This is a genomic window from Ralstonia edaphi (assembly GCF_958350185.1).
GTDB classification, from domain to species: Bacteria; Pseudomonadota; Gammaproteobacteria; order Burkholderiales; family Burkholderiaceae; genus Ralstonia; species Ralstonia edaphi.
This window is the reverse complement of record NZ_CATWHI010000002.1, coordinates 987,304-1,002,553: the sequence shown is the minus strand read 5'-3', so window position 1 is coordinate 1,002,553 and position 15,250 is coordinate 987,304. Positions and strand designations below refer to the sequence as shown.

Genomic DNA, 15,250 nt, shown 5'->3' with positions numbered 1-15,250 from the left:
GTGCGCAGCTCACTGGCTGGGCGCGGTCTCGGTGGGGTGAAGCGGAAGCCGGGTGCCGCAGCGCTTGCAGAATGCGGCGTCGATGTCGTGACGGTCGAATGTGCAGCCTGTGCAGGCGCGCGTCGATGGCGGGGTTGAATTCGGCGTGGGGGAGGACCCGTCGCGCATGGTGTTCACCAGTTCCGCGCCGATGATGCCGGTGGGAAACGCGATGATGCTGTAGCCGAGCAGGATGGTCATCGACGTGATGAACTGGCCCAGCGGCGTGCGGGGCACCAAGTCACCGAAGCCCGTGGTGGTGAGCGTGACGACCGCCCAGTACATGCTGACCGGAATGCTGGTGAAGCCATGCTGCGGCCCCTCCACCACGTACATCACCGTGCCCAGGATGATGGTGATGATGAAGACGGTGCCCAGGAACACGAAGATCTTGTGCCGCGCGTTCAGCAGCGCACGCAGCAGAATCTGCGCTTCTTCAAAGTACACCGTGATCTTCAGGATCCGGAAGATCCGCAGCAGGCGCAGCAGCCGCACATCGAGCAGGTAGGCCAGTTCGGGCACAAAGATGGCCAGCCACGTCGGCAGGATTGAGATGAAATCGATGACGCCGTAAAAGCTCAGCACATAGCGCCAGGGCTTGCGCACCACGAGGATGCGCATGACGTATTCCGCCGTAAACAGCAGCGTGAAGAGCCACTCGAGCACCGTGAAGAGCGTGCCCGCGCGGCCGCTTACGCTGGGCAGGCTGTCGAGCATCACCACCAGCACGCTGGCCAGGATGGCCCCCAGCAGGGTCAGGTCGAACAGCCTGCCGGCGCGCGTCTCGGCTTCAAAGATGATGGTGTACCAACGCGCGCGCCAGCCGCTCTCGGGTTTGCCGAGATATTCGCCAAGGCGCGCGTTGTGGGCGTGCCAGCGGTTCCGGGCGGTACGGGGCGGATTCTTCATGGCTGCGGGCTTCAGAAGCGCGGGAGATCCGGATGCGGCAGCAGGCCGTTGCGCACGTGGAGCTTGCCGTATTCGGCGCAGCGCGCGAGCGTGGGGATGGCCTTGTCGGGGTTCAGCAACCGTGCCGGGTCAAAGGCCGCCTTGACGCGCAGAAAGGCGTCACGTTCTTCGGCCGAGAACTGCACGCACATCGAACTGAGCTTTTCCACGCCCACGCCGTGTTCGCCCGTCACGGTGCCGCCCAACTCCACGCAGGTCTCGAGGATGTCGGAGCCGAACAGTTCGGCGCGGTGCCATTCGTCCTGGTCTTCGCCGTTGAAGAGGATGAGCGGGTGCATGTTGCCGTCGCCGGCGTGGAACACGTTGATGCAGCGCAGGGCGTACTTCTGCTCCATTTGCTGGATGCGTCGCAGCAGCGTGCCGATGTGCTTGCGGGGGATGGTGCCGTCCATGCAGTAGTAGTCCGGCGAGATGCGGCCGGCTGCGGGGAACGCGTTCTTGCGTCCGCTCCAGAACTTCAGGCGCTCGGCCTCGCTTTGCGAGACCTGGATCCGCGTGGCACCCGAGGCGCGCAGCACTTCGCTCATTCGCGCGATTTCTTCGGCCACTTCTTCGGGCGTGCCGTCGGATTCGCACAGCAGGATGGCGGCCGCGTCCAGGTCGTAGCCGGCGCAGACGAATTCCTCCACGGCGGCGGTGGCGGGCTTGTCCATCATCTCCAGCCCGGCCGGGATGATGCCCGCGGCAATCACATCGGCGACGGCGTTGCCGCCCGATTCCACATCGTCGAAGCTCGCCATGATCACCTGCGCCAGTTGCGGCTTGGGGATCAGGCGCACGGTCACTTCGGTCACCACGGCCAGCATGCCTTCGGAGCCGATCACCGTGGCCAGCAGGTCGAGGCCGGGGGCGTCGGGCGCTTCACTGCCGAATTCGACGACCTCGCCGTCCATCATCACGGCACGCACGCGCAGCACGTTGTGCACGGTCAGGCCGTATTTCAGGCAGTGCACGCCGCCCGAGTTTTCATTGACGTTGCCGCCGATGGTGCAGGCGATCTGCGACGACGGATCGGGCGCGTAGTACAGCCCGTGCGGGTTGGCGGCTTCCGAAATGGCGAGGTTGCGCACGCCAGGCTGGACCACGGCCGTGCGCGTGTAGGGGTCGACCTTGATGATGCGTTTGAACTTGGCCAGCGACAGCACCAGCCCGCCCGGCGTCGGCATCGCGCCGCCCGACAGGCTCGTTCCCGCGCCGCGCGGCACCACGGGCACGCCCATGCGGTGGCACACCCGCAGGATGTCGACGACCTGCGCTTCGGTATCCGGCAGCACCACGGCCAGCGGCACCTGCCGGTAGGCGGCAAGGCCATCGCATTCATACGGGGTGGTGTCTTCGCGCTCCCAGAGCAGCGCGTCGTCGGACACGATCTGGGACAGCGCGGCGGTCAACTCGGCCTGCAGGGCAGATTGATCGCGGGCGGTGGCGGGCAGCGGCGCGTTCATGAGGTGTCTCTCATCGTTGTGCCCGGCAGCGGTGGCCGGGGTGGGAGGCACTATAGCCCGGCCGCCGCGCCATGCGGCGTGTTAAGGACTTTTGCGGCGATGAATTTGGCTCGCCGAGGTGGCCAATGCGGTTCATCGCGTTGCGGCAAGGTTTTACCGCTCGTTCGTGGAGGTCAGACCTTCATGATCGAGCCTCCGACCGTCGACGATGGACCTCCGATCACCGAGCTTCACACTAAAAGTTTCGAATCCGGAGTTCCGGTACCTCACGCGTGAGGCAAATACAGTCAGCGTTGATGAAAAAAGCAGCATCGATGCGGTTCAGAACGTCGACTTCGAGGCCCGGAGGCTCGGCGCATGACCCTTTTTGCTCCGACGTTGCTGCTTTTTTCATCAACGCTGAGGCTTCGGAGCCTCAACGTCGATACTAAAAGTTTCGAATCCGGTGGTTTGAGGTCCGGTTACGAGGCTTGGCGGCCCACGGCTGACCGGTTTACCAATCCAGCCCAAGCAACCAGTCCACAAACTGGCGCGCCTCGGGCTTCATCGGCGCCTGCTCACGCTGGACGATGTAGTAAGCATGTGGCGACGCCGATTCGATGTCCAGCAGCCGGACGATCTGACCTGAAGCGAGCCAGTTGCGCGCCATGGCTTGCCGCACCAGCGCCACGCCCTGGTTGGAGGCCACCGCTTCCAGCATCAGGCCGATGTCGTTGAACAGCGAACCGGTCGCGGGCTCCACTGCGTCCAGCCCGGCCGCCTCGAACCACGGGCGCCACGGCTCCAGCGGGCTGCGCAGCAGCGTGAGGTTCAGCAACTGCGACGCTTCGGTGATCGTGTTGCCGCTGATCTGCTCGAAGTAGCCACGCCCGCACGCCGGAAAGACCGGCTCGTTGAGCAGCAGCGTGGTCTTCAGGTCCGGATAGCGGCCAGTGCCGTAGCGGATTTCGACGTCGGTGTCTTCGGCCTTCACGTCGAGGAACGGGATGGACAGATGCAGTTCCAGGTCGATGTGCGGGTACAGCGCGTTGAACTCCGGCAGTCGCGGCACCAGGTGCTGGCGCCCGAACGTCGGCGGAATCGCCACGCGCAGCCGCGCGCGCTGCTTGCTGAACTCGGGCCGCGCCAGTTCGTGCAGCGTGTCGAGCGCGACTTGCACGCTGCGCAGGTAGCGCGTGCCGGCAGCCGTCAGCCGCAGCGCCGTGCCGGTGCGCACGAAGAGGTCTTCGCCCCACAGCTCTTCGAGGTTCTTGATGCGGTGCGATACCGCGCTGGGCGTGACGGACAGTTCTTCGGCCGCGCGCGCGAAGCTCGCATGGCGTGCCCCCGCCTCGAAGGCAATCAGCAGATGCAGCGGAGGAACGCGCTTGAAGACGGAGGCCATTACAGGTGGAAGATCTTGCCGGGGTTGAGGATGTGCTTCGGGTCCAGCGCCTGCTTGACGCTGCGCATCAGGTCGATCGCATCGTTGCCGTGTTCGGCGATGAGGAAGTCCATCTTGTGCAGCCCAACGCCATGCTCGCCCGTGCAAGTGCCATCCATGGCAATCGCCCGCGCGACGATGCGCTGGTTGATGCGCTCGGCTTCTTCCAGTTCTTCCGGCTTGTTCGGGTCGATCAGCAGCGCGACGTGGAAGTTGCCGTCGCCCACGTGGCCGACGATGGGGGCGGGCAGTTGCAGCGCGCTGGCCAGCAGGTCCTTTTCCGTTTCCACCACGCACTCGGCCAGGCGCGAGATCGGCACGCACACGTCGGTGGTGACGGCGCGGCAGCCCGGCTTGAGCTGCAGGAAGGCGAAGTAGGCGTTGTGGCGGGCGTTCCACAGGCGGCTGCGGTCTTCGGGGCGCGTCGCCCATTCGAAGCCTTGGCCTTTATGTTCGGCAGCGATCTGCTGGACGGTCTCGGCCTGCTCCTGCACGCCGTGCTCGGAGCCGTGAAACTCGAAGAACAGCGTCGGCATCTCGGGCAGCGTCAGCTTGTCGTATTGGTTGATCGCGCGGATGGCCAGCGCGTCGACAAACTCCACGCGCGCAATCGGCACGCCCATCTGGATGGTGTCGATCACGGCGGACACCGCGTCGCCCATGCTCGGGAAGGCGCACACCGCGGCCGACACGGCTTCCGGCTGCGGATACAGCTTCAGCGTGATCTCGGTGATGATGCCCAGCGTGCCTTCGCTGCCGATGAAGAGGCGCGTGAGGTCATACCCCGCCGACGATTTGCGCGCACGGTTGGCCGTCTTGATGATGCGGCCGTCGGCGGTGACGACCGTCAGGTTCAGCACGTTCTCCCGCATCGTGCCGTAGCGCACGGCGTTGGTGCCGGACGCGCGCGTCGCGCACATGCCGCCGATGGACGCATCCGCGCCGGGGTCGATCGGGAAGAACAGACCGGTATCGCGGATCTCGATATTGAGCTGCTTGCGCGTGACGCCCGGCTCCACCGTCACCGTCAGGTCTTCCGGGTGCACCGACAGCACGTGGTTCATCTGCGAGAGATCGAGGCTCACGCCGCCGGCCACGGCCAGCAGATGGCCTTCGAGCGACGAGCCGGCGCCATACGGGATCAGCGGAATCTCGTGCTCGAAGCACAGCTTGGCCACGGCGGCGACTTCCTCGGTGGTCTGCGCGAAGACGACGGCGTCGGGCAGCATCGGGTCGTAGGCGGATTCATCGCGGCCGTGGTGGGCGCGCACGGCTTCGGTGGTGGAGACGCGGTCGCCGAAGCGCGCGCGCAGCGCGTCGAGCATGGCCGGCGGAATCGGCTTGCGGATGATCTGGGAGGGCAGGGCTGGATGGTTCATGGCGTCTCGCGTGGGGCGGCGGTCTGAAGCCGGCTCGGGCTGTCATTCTAACGCCGGGGTCTTGCCGCCCTTGCGATAATGGCGCCACCAATATTGACGCGATACAGGGAGACGCACCGTGGGCAATCGCCTATCCAAAATCGCCACCCGCACCGGCGACGACGGCACCACCGGCCTCGGCGACGGCAGCCGCACGGCCAAGGACAGCCTGCGCATCGCTGCCATCGGCGACGTCGACGAGTTGAACTCGCACATCGGCGTGCTGCTGACGGAAACGCTGCCCGACGGCGTGCGCGCGGCGCTCACCGCCATCCAGCACGACCTGTTCGATCTGGGTGGCGAACTCTGCATTCCCGGCTACACGATGGTGACGACCGCGCACGTGCTGCGGCTCGACCAATGGCTGGCCGATTACAACGCCGATCTTCCGCGGCTGGCCGAATTCATCCTGCCGGGCGGCAGCCGCGCCGCGGCACAGGCGCATGTCTGCCGCACCGTCGCGCGCCGTGCCGAGCGCAGCATCGTCGCACTCGGCCGCGCAGAGGCCATCGGCGAGGCGCCGCGCCAATACGTCAACCGCCTGTCGGACCTGCTGTTCGTGCTGGCGCGCGTGCTGAATCGCGCAGACGGCGGCACGGACGTTCTCTGGAAACGCGACGAGCACAAGCCGGCGTAATCGCCATCCGCGTCAAACAAAACGGCCCGGCGAGGTGACGTTACCTCGTCGGGCCGTTTGTTTTTGCAGCGCGCTGGATCAGTTCACGACGGTCGGCGTTGTCGTGCTTTGCGCCACGGCGGCCAGCCCCGCCAATTGCCCCGGCGTGGTGATCGTCAGCGCCTGCGATGGCGTGGGTGCCGGGAAGCCGCCCTCGGCCAGCGCTTCCTTGATCGTCCGGTTGGTGTCGAAATAGACCTGCCAGTAGTTGTCGTTGTGCGTGTACGGGCGTACCGCCAGCACAGGCCCGACCAGGTTGAACTCCAGGATCTCAACATCGACCGCCGGATCGGTCAGCACGTTCGGAATGGCGGCCACCTTCTCCTTGAGCAGCGCGATGGCGGCGCGGTGATCGGTGCTGCCGGCCAGTTGCGCCTTCAGCTCGACGCGGCGGTAAGGGTTGGAGGTGTAGTTCTGGATCGTGTCGGCGAAGATCTTGCCGTTGCCGACCATCGTGACCACGTTGTCGGGCGTATTGATGGTCGTGGCAAACAGGCCGATCTCCTTGATCGTGCCCGTCACACCGCCGGCCGTCACGAAGTCGCCCACCTTGAACGGCCGCAGCACGATCAGGAATGCGCCTGCCGCAAAGTTGGACAGCAGGCCCGACCACGCCATGCCGATCGCCACACCGGCTGCGGCAATCAGCGCCGCGAACGTCGTCGTCTGGATGCCGAAATAGCCGAGGATGCCGATCACCAGCAGCACATTCAGCGTGACGGTGATGATGGAGCCGACATAGCGCAGCACGGTCGGATCGACCTTCTGTCGACTTAGCGAGCCTTCCACCATGCGCACCGCCAGATGGATCAGCCAGCGGCCGACCACCCAGAAGACGATGGCAGCGAGGATCTTCATGCCGACGTCGGTGGCGTACTGCGCCACGATTGCCTGGTACTTGCTTGCGGTGTTGACGGCGGTGTCCGCCAGGTTGTCTGCCATGGATGCCTCCGGGAGAGCAGGGGGGGAACCCACCTACGATATGTCAAAGGCAACGCACTTGTGTGACTTTGATACGTTTCGCTCACATTTGTTATAGATCTGCGCGTTGATGCGCGCGCAAAGAAAAAGGACGCCCGCAGGCGTCCGTCCCAAATCACGCTGATGGCGTCTTAGTTGCCGCTGCCCGGCACGAGACGGCGCTTGCGCACGGCGTCGGCCAGCGTTTCCAGCACCTTCACCGAATCGTCCCAGCCGATGCAGGCGTCGGTCACGCTTTGGCCGTAGGCCAGGTCGGACACCGGCGTGCCTTGGACGTGATCCTGCCGGCCGGCGTTGATGTGCGATTCCACCATCACCCCGACGATGCGGTTGTCGCCGGCAGCCATCTGGCGGGCGATGTCTTCGCACACCGGAATCTGGTTCTCGTGCTTCTTGCTGCTGTTGGCGTGCGAGGCGTCGATCATCAGGCGCGCGGCCAGGCCCGACTTGGAGATGGCGTCGCAGGCTTCCTGCACGCTGGCCGCATCGTAGTTGGGCGCCTTGCCGCCGCGCAGGATGATGTGGCAGTCCTCGTTGCCGGCCGTCGACACGATGGCCGAGTGGCCGCCCTTGGTGACCGACAGGAAGTGGTGCGGCTGCGATGCGGCCTTGATGGCGTCCACGGCGATCTTCACGTTGCCGTCGGTGCCGTTCTTGAAGCCGACCGGGCACGACAGGCCGGAAGCCAGCTCGCGGTGCACCTGGCTTTCGGTGGTGCGCGCGCCGATGGCGCCCCAGCTCACCAGGTCGGCGATGTACTGCGGGCTGATCACGTCGAGGTATTCGGTGCCGGCGGGCAGGCCCAGTTCGTTGATGTTCATCAGCAGCTCGCGCGCGGTGCGCAGGCCGTCGTTGATCTTGAAGCTGCCGTCCATGTGCGGATCGTTGATCAGGCCCTTCCAGCCGACCGTGGTGCGCGGCTTCTCGAAGTACACGCGCATCACGATTTCCAGCTCGTTCTTGAAGCGCTTGCGCTGCTCGACCAGACGGCGGGCGTAGTCCATGGCCGCCTTGGTGTCGTGGATGGAGCAGGGGCCGATGATGACGATCAGGCGGTCGTCCATGCCGTGCAGGATGCGGTGCATCGCGTTGCGGCTCTGGTAGATCAGATCGGACACGGTGTCGCTGCACGGGAATTCGCGGATCAGATGCGACGGCGGCGTCAGCTCTTTGAGTTCGCGAATGCGCAAGTCGTCGGTGTTCTTCGGCATGGAAAGCTCCGGGGATGTGTCTTGAGTTCTATTGGAAACGTCTACTGTGTTCGGATCATGTTTCGCGTCGGTGCCGGGGTGGGGCAGGTGACTGGGCGAAAAAAAACCGCCAGGGTCGCTGGCGGTTTTCGGTATCTGCTGGGTGCTTTATTTTTGCTGCAAGCGCCCCTCTCCTTCCGCCAGCGGTGCGAGATGCCAAAAGTAAAAGTAAAAAAACTTGGCGAAGGACATGAGAGGAAAAGCAGGCAATGCAGTAAAAATTGTGGCGCGCTGGTGACTTGAACTACTGCGCCGCACCAATCGAACCGTCTTTATAAACCCTTTTTTTGAGGGCCGCAAGCGCGGATTTTCCGGGCCTGCGGCGTCAAAACGACGGTTTCAGGGCAATCAAACCGTGCCGCCCACCGTCATGTTCTCCATGCGCAGCGTCGGTTGGCCGACGCCCACCGGCACGCTCTGGCCTTCCTTGCCACATACGCCGATACCTGAGTCGAGGCGCATGTCGTTGCCGATCATGGTCACGTGCTTGAGCGATTCCGGGCCGCTGCCGACCAGCGTCGCGCCCTTGACCGGTGCGGTGATCTTGCCGTCTTCGATCAGGTAGGCCTCGCTGGCGGAGAACACGAACTTGCCGTTGGTGATGTCCACCTGGCCGCCGCCAAAGTTGACCGCATACAGGCCTTTCTTGACGCTGGCGATGATCTCTTGCGGGTCTTTGTCGCCGCCGAGCATGTACGTGTTGGTCATGCGCGGCATCGGCAGGGCGGCGTAGCTCTCGCGGCGGGCGTTGCCGGTCACGGGCATCTTCATCAGGCGCGCGTTGAGCGTGTCCTGCATGTAGCCGGTCAGGATGCCGTCTTCGATGAGCGTGTTGCACTGCGTGGGGTTGCCTTCGTCGTCGAGGTTCAGCGAGCCGCGGCGGTTGGCCAGCGTGCCGTCATCCACCACGGTGACGCCCTTGGCGGCCACACGCTCCCCCATGCGGCCGGAAAACGCCGACGAGCCCTTGCGGTTGAAGTCGCCCTCCAGGCCATGGCCGATGGCTTCGTGCAGCAGCACGCCGGGCCAGCCCGGCCCGAGCACCACCGTCATCGTGCCGGCCGGTGCCGGCTTGGCTTCCAGGTTGACGAGTGCGGAAGAGACCGCCTCGTCCACGTATTCGCGCAGCAGTTCGTCGGTGAAATAGCCGTAGGCATAGCGGCCGCCGCCGCCGGAGCTGCCCATTTCGCGGCGACCGTTCTGCTCGGCAATGACCGTGACGGAGATCCGCACCAGAGGGCGCACGTCCGCGGCGATCACGCCGTCGCTGCGCGCAACGAGCATCACGTCGTATTCGCCGGCCAGACCGGCCATCACCTGCACCACGCGCGGGTCTTTGGCGCGGGAGAGCTTTTCGATCCGCTCGAGCAGGGCAACCTTTTCGGAGGCCGTCATCGAATCGAGCGGGTCGTTCGGTGCATACAGCGAGTGGCTGCCCGGCGTGCTCGCCAGGCTGCTGGCGACCTTCACGCGGCCGGCGCCTGCTTTGCCGATCGTGCGCGTGGCACCGGCAGCCTGCATCAGCGCGGGCAGGCTGATGTCGTCGGAATACGCGAACGCCGTGCGGTCGCCCGACACGGCACGCACGCCCACGCCCTGGTCGATGCTGAAGCTGCCGGATTTGACGATGCCTTCCTCCAGGCTCCACGCCTCGTTGCGGGTGTACTGGAAGTAGAGGTCGGCGTAGTTCACGCGGTGCGTGAAGATGTCGGCCAGCGCGCGCTGCAGGTGCGCTTCATCAAGGCCGTACGGATCGAGCAGCACGCGGCGCGCGATGGACAGATTCTGGATGGCGATGTCGCCTGCGTTCATGATCGGTTCTCGTAGAAAAATTCGGTTGGCTTACATCACGCGGTGCTTGAGCGCGGGCAGGTCCCGGCGCACTTGTGCGATGCGTGCGGGGTCCATGTCGCCGATGGCAACGCCTTCGCCCTCGGGCACGGAGGCAATGATCTCGCCCCACGGATCGACCAGCATGGAGTGGCCCCACGTGCGGCGGCCGTTTTCATGGCGCCCGCCCTGCGCGGCGGCGAGCACGTAGCACTGGTTTTCGATGGCGCGGGCGCGCAGCAGGATTTCCCAGTGGGCGGCGCCCGTCACATAGGTGAAGGCCGCCGGCATCAGAATCAAGTTCAGGTTGCCCTGTGCCGCCAACGCCCGGTACAGCTCTGGAAAGCGCAGGTCGTAGCACACCGACATGCCCACGCGGCCGCAAGGCGCATCGAAGGCGACCGGCGTGGCGCCGGGTTCGATGGTGCGGGCCTCATCGTAGCGTTCTTCGCCTCGCACGAAGTTGAACAGGTGGATCTTGTCGTAGCGCGCGACGCGCAATCCGGCCGGGTTGAATGCGAGCGACGTATTGCGCACGCGCTGTTCGTCTTCGCACCACATCGGCAACGTGCCGCCGATGAGCCACAGCTTGTGGCGCCGCGCGGCATCGGCAAGGAAAGTCTGGATCGGGCCGTCTTCGTCGCTCTCGCGGATGGCAACCTTGTCGCTGTCCTTTCGGCCCATCATGCAGAAATACTCGGGCAGCAACGCGAGCTGGGCACCTTGGGCGGCGGCCTCGGCGAGCAGGGCATCTGCCCGCGCCAGGTTGGCGTCCACGTCGATGGCCGTCACGGTCTGGATGGCGGCGACGCGAAAAGGTGCATCGAAAGGCGCATCCATACCGGATGCGACGGGGGCCGGAGCAACGGTGGTCGAAGTCATGGCGCCTATTTTGCCGAGGTTTGCGATTGGCTGCCCGAATTACCGTTGGAGGCGACTTTCTCGATCTTCGGATCGGCCCAGCTGCCGGTCACGTGGTATTGCGTGACGAAGGCCTTCGACAACTGATCGCCCAGGACCAGTTGCGCGGCCAACGTGCCCAGCCCGATGGCCGGATTGATGAACGCCGCCGCCAGCGAGGCCGACGTGGCGTCCACCTTGGGCGTGACCTTCACGCGCAGGTCCTGCGTTTCATCGAGGATGTTGGCCGAGCCCTGCATGGCCACCTGGAACTGCGGGCCTTTCACGGCGAAATCTTCGGTGTGGGCGATGCCGCTGGCGATGGTGCCGGTGGCTGCCACGCTCTCAAACGGCGTGCCGCGCCCGGTGGCGCTGCGCAGGTCGGTCGCGAAATGCAGCAGCCCCTGCAGGCTCAGCACACCGGCCAGTTTGGCCAGGCCCGGATCTACCGGGAGGAACTGGCCGCGCTCCAGGTTCAGCGCCATGCGGCCATTGAGCGTCGGGTAGTCGATCGACATGGGCGAGCCGCGCCACACCACGCGGCCTTCCAGCTTGCCCTTGGCACCGTCGATCACCTTGGCGAAGCCCATCTTCTGCAGCAGGTCGCCGGTGTCGCGCAGGTCGAGGTTGAAGTCGAGCAGCGTCCGGCGCTCCGGATCATCGCCGCCGCCGCGCAGGCGTCGCGGGATGCGCCACGTGCCGTGCGCCGTCAGCGTGGCGGCGGGCTGCTCGATCTTCAGCGTTTCGAGTGTCCATACCGGCGCGCCTTCGGTGATCTGGCTGCGCGCCTTGATTTCCAGCTTGCCGAGCGCCTTGCCGCGCAGGTCGAATTTGTCGGCGACGAGGTCGACGGAGGGAATTTCCTGCGAGCTGCTGGCCAGCGATTCGGTGAGCGCCGTCTCTTCCTTCGCGTCTGGGATGCTCATGCGCGACAGGCGCATCGTCAGCTCGCCGAAGGGCACGGCTGCGCTTTCGGCGTGCCAGCGCGCACTGCCGGCAATTTCGCGCGAATCGATCGTCGATTGCCAGTTGGCGCCGTCGCGCGTGGCGTCGATGCGCACGGCGTTGAAGTCGCGGCCCAGGATGCGCAGCGTTTGCGCGCGGGCACTCAGGCGGCTGGGCAGGTAGGCACTGTGGCTGTCGGCAGCGTTGATGGCATTGGGCGCGTGTTCGGCAGCGATCTGGCTGGCGCTCTTCTCAGGAGCGGGCGTGGCAAAGACATGGCGCCAGGCGTCGATGTCCAGCTGATCCAGCGCCAGGTTGGCCTGCACGCCTTCCTGCGGTTGCGGCACCGGCTGCCGCACGCCGATGCCGCCGCGCAGCACCTCGACGCCGTTGCCCGTGTTGCGCTGTTCGTAGCGCGCGCTCACGACATTGCCGACCTGCAAAACGATTTCGTCGACGGCAGTGTTGGAGGCCAGCGGCTGCATCTCGAAACGCACCGGCAGCGGCTGCCCGGCCGCCTTGTTCAGCGGTGCCGGCAGACGCACCGTCATCGGCGTGAGATCCGACTGCACCTGGATGAGCGGGCGATGCTGCTTGACGCTGATGGTCGCGCTGTACGGCGCGCTCCCTTCCAGCGAGCGGGCGACGGCGGCCACCGGGCTGTTCTCGGGCGTCGTCTCACGCAAGCCTTGCGCCGACGCGGTGCCCGCGACCTGGATGCGGATCGTGCCGTCGGGCGCGGTGCCGCCCGTGGGGCGGATCTCGCCGCCGGCAAAGCGCGCGCGCAAGTTGTCGAAACCGATGCCCTTTTGCGTGAAGGTCAGCGCGCCATTGACATCGGTGAGTGGTGGCGCCTGCGGAACCAGCGTGACGTCATTGCGCAGGAACGTGACGCTGCCCTGGGCGCGCGTCGAGTGCATCTCGTGCAGCGGCAGGTCCAGCTTCAGCGCCAGCGTGGCGTTGCCCTGGGCGCGCGCGTCCTTGGTGAAGTGGCCGATCCACTGGCCGATGGGGCTGGCCTCCACGTATTGCAGGAAGTTTTGCGTGGCCCCGTCGCCCCGGCCCTCGATGGTGAGCAGCGGGTTGTGGTCGCCCATGTCGGGCAGGCTGCCATTCACGTCCTGCAGATTCACGCCCATCACCTTGGCGCGCGCCACCTTGAACGCCAGGGATGCTCGATCGAAGATCACCGTGCCGTCGATGTTGGTGAACGCCGGCCAGTCGCCCGGGTGCGTGGGCACGCGCCCCGGCGGGTTGTGCGCGGCTTCCGGAGGCGCCGCTTGGTATGTCACATCCTGGATCGGCACTTCCACGCGGAAGACGCCCTTGTGCGGCGGACGGAACGGAAAGTCGTGCAGATCGCCAGCCAGTGCGAAATCGACGTTATTGGCCGTGCCCGCTTGCAGCGCACCGCCAAGGTAGTCGCGCAGATGCTGTCCGATCGAGAGCGGCAGATAACGGGGCACACGCGGAACGTTGGCGCGTTCCAGCGTGCCCTTCAAGTCGATGGTGCCGAGATGGCTGGTATCTGGCGCGTGACGGTAGCTGCCCGTGATGCGCGCCGACAGGTCGTCGTTGGAGAACGCAAGGTTGTCGCTGGTGACAACCAGTTCCTGTTTGCGATACGTCCAGTTGAACGTGCCCTGCAGCCGGTCCAGCGGCACGCGGGCGTCGGCAAAGGTGCCGGGCAGCAGCAGGGCGGAGTCGTTGGACTCGATGCGCAGCGTGCCCTTGTCGTTGGAGAAGACGGCGTTGCCGGAGAGGTTCTCAACGCCCGGCACGGCCGGCTCGGGATGCTGGCCGGGCGGCACCGCGGGCAACGCGCCCGGGCCGAACGACACCTGGCGCATCGTGGCGCGGCCAGTGAAGTGCACGGGCGCAGGCGTATTGGGCCGCCAGCGGGAGACATCGCGCTGCCAGTTGATGTCCAGATCGTCGATGCGGCCTGACGGTTGCTTTGTGCGCAGGGGTTCCAGCACGCCGCTGGGCAGCGGCAGCGCGGTGGCGATGTTGCGCAGGTCGGCCAAATCCAGTGTCGTGGCCTTGACTTGCAGGCTGCGCAAGGCGTCGCGCGAGTCCAGCGCCCAGCCCACGGTGACATTGCGCAAGCCGCGCGGCGTGCCCGCCAGGTTGGCAGGCGCCGGGATGCCGGGGCCTGCCAGCTCGGGTACGGACGGCGGTTGGGCAGGCGGGTTCAACGGCTGCCAGAGCAGCGTGTCGACGCGCAAGGTGTGCTCGCCGCGCGCATTGCGCTGATGCGTGGCCAGCGCCTGGAGGCTGCGCAGTTGCAGCGGGTCGAGATCCTTGCGGACTTGCACATCGAGCTGCTGCCCGGTCAGGCGTGCCTGGCTGCGCGTGAACACGCCGTCGGCAAACTCCACCGAGCCGTCGGACGTGAGCGTGCCGCTCTTGGCGGCGGCCAGTACCGGCACGTAGCGTTGCGCGGAGGCCAACTGCAGCGTGTCGACCTGCCAGGACGCCTGGCCATGCCAGTGGTGCCAGTCGCCGGGGCGGGCGAGCAGGTCATGACGGAAATCGGCATGCAGCTTGATCGGGCCGCTGAACAGCGTGGGGGAGGTGCCGCTGGCCTCCAGCCGGTGGCGCGTCGGTCCGCTGCGCAGCTGCACGCGCACGTTGCCCAGCGCCACCTCAGGCAGCTTTTGCTGTTCGTCGAGCCAGCGGACGGCACCTTGCTGGAAATCGATGTCGCCCTGCGAGAGCAACTGGTCAAGGAAATTGCTGTCGCCGCCGGCGTCGGGGCTGAGCGGCATGCCGGCGACGAAGAGCGCGCCTCGCGTATCGCGCCGTACCAGCAGGTCGGCCTGGCTGGCGTGCAGCGCGGCAAACGTGATCTGCATGCGCAGCAACGAGCGCCAGGACAGTCGCGCCTGCACGTCCTGCACCGCGAAGGTGCGGCGGCCGGCGGGGTCGTGCGCGTCGATGCGCTGCGCGCGGAAAGCCGGGTGCCAACCTTCCCAGTAGGTTTCGAGCGAGCCGATGGCGACCGTGGCGTGCAGTGCGCTGGACGCCTCGCGCTCCATCCATTCGCGGGCGACGCTCGCACGCGGCCACAGGATGAAGCGCACCGCCAGCATGCCGACGACAGCCAGCACGGCCAGCGCAGCCGCCGTCTTCCAGAGCACGCGCCACAACTTGCGCCAGATCGGGGCCCGTAAAACAGCCCCGATGCCCGCGCCGACTCGGCTGACGCGTCGTACCAGCCACGCCCACGCCGTGGGCCGGCCCACCCCGCGTGTGGACAGGGTGCTGGCGTGTCCACCATCGGACTTCGGCGATTCTGGGGGCTGGGACGGGCGGGGCATGATGCGGATTATCCGATATTCAGGAGGCGGCGCCACATTTCGAGCCCGACG

General features: G+C 66.0%; 11 protein-coding genes. 2 read left to right on the top strand and 9 right to left on the bottom strand.

The window, feature by feature from the left end:
• Positions 1-9: 9 nt before the first annotated feature.
• The 4 genes from R2669_RS09865 to R2669_RS09850 all read right to left on the bottom strand — a co-directional run bounded on the left by R2669_RS09865 (position 10) and on the right by R2669_RS09850 (position 5,255).
• Complete coding sequence (locus tag R2669_RS09865; RefSeq protein ID WP_316899877.1) at positions 10-948, bottom strand: ion transporter; 939 nt, start codon at positions 946-948, stop codon at positions 10-12.
• 11 nt (positions 949-959) lie between these two features.
• The gene (locus R2669_RS09860; RefSeq protein ID WP_316899875.1) at positions 960-2,453 is read right to left on the bottom strand and encodes an FAD-linked oxidase C-terminal domain-containing protein; all 1,494 of its coding nucleotides are present in this window, start codon (positions 2,451-2,453) and stop codon (positions 960-962) included.
• A gap of 493 nt (positions 2,454-2,946) precedes the next feature.
• The gene (locus tag R2669_RS09855) at positions 2,947-3,837 is read right to left on the bottom strand and encodes a LysR substrate-binding domain-containing protein (protein WP_147214270.1); all 891 of its coding nucleotides are present in this window, start codon (positions 3,835-3,837) and stop codon (positions 2,947-2,949) included.
• On the bottom strand, positions 3,837-5,255 hold the full coding sequence (locus R2669_RS09850) for an FAD-binding oxidoreductase (RefSeq protein WP_316899873.1): 1,419 nt from the start codon (positions 5,253-5,255) through the stop codon (positions 3,837-3,839). The genes R2669_RS09855 and R2669_RS09850 overlap by 1 nt, the downstream gene beginning before the upstream one ends.
• 118 nt (positions 5,256-5,373) lie before the next feature.
• On the opposite strand from R2669_RS09850, the gene R2669_RS09845 reads away from it, so the two are divergent.
• On the top strand, positions 5,374-5,931 hold the full coding sequence (locus R2669_RS09845) for a cob(I)yrinic acid a,c-diamide adenosyltransferase (RefSeq protein WP_316889995.1): 558 nt from the start codon (positions 5,374-5,376) through the stop codon (positions 5,929-5,931).
• Between the two features lie 78 nt (positions 5,932-6,009).
• On the opposite strand, the gene R2669_RS09840 is transcribed toward R2669_RS09845, so the two are convergent.
• Positions 6,010-6,912 (bottom strand): mechanosensitive ion channel family protein, encoded by a 903-nt coding sequence (locus R2669_RS09840; protein WP_316899871.1) that lies wholly within the window; start codon positions 6,910-6,912, stop codon positions 6,010-6,012.
• Positions 6,913-7,082: 170 nt separating this feature from the next.
• Complete coding sequence (gene aroG / locus R2669_RS09835; RefSeq protein ID WP_316899869.1) at positions 7,083-8,162, bottom strand: 3-deoxy-7-phosphoheptulonate synthase AroG; 1,080 nt, start codon at positions 8,160-8,162, stop codon at positions 7,083-7,085.
• A gap of 57 nt (positions 8,163-8,219) precedes the next feature.
• On the opposite strand from aroG, the gene R2669_RS09830 reads away from it, so the two are divergent.
• Positions 8,220-8,444 (top strand): hypothetical protein, encoded by a 225-nt coding sequence (locus tag R2669_RS09830; RefSeq protein ID WP_316899867.1) that lies wholly within the window; start codon positions 8,220-8,222, stop codon positions 8,442-8,444.
• 105 nt (positions 8,445-8,549) lie between these two features.
• On the opposite strand, the gene tldD is transcribed toward R2669_RS09830, so the two are convergent.
• Genes tldD through R2669_RS09815 form a run of 3 tightly spaced genes read right to left on the bottom strand, consistent with a single transcriptional unit; the run spans position 8,550 to position 15,199 of the window.
• A complete protein-coding gene (gene tldD, locus R2669_RS09825; protein WP_316899865.1) occupies positions 8,550-10,013 on the bottom strand; it encodes a metalloprotease TldD in 1,464 nt (487 codons plus the stop codon).
• Positions 10,014-10,043: 30 nt separating this feature from the next.
• Positions 10,044-10,913: a carbon-nitrogen hydrolase family protein gene (locus tag R2669_RS09820; protein WP_316872857.1), complete on the bottom strand. Its 870-nt coding sequence runs from the start codon at positions 10,911-10,913 to the stop codon at positions 10,044-10,046.
• A gap of 5 nt (positions 10,914-10,918) precedes the next feature.
• Entirely contained in the window at positions 10,919-15,199 is a 4,281-nt protein-coding gene (locus tag R2669_RS09815; protein ID WP_316899863.1) for a YhdP family protein, read from the bottom strand.
• Positions 15,200-15,250 lie beyond the last annotated feature (51 nt).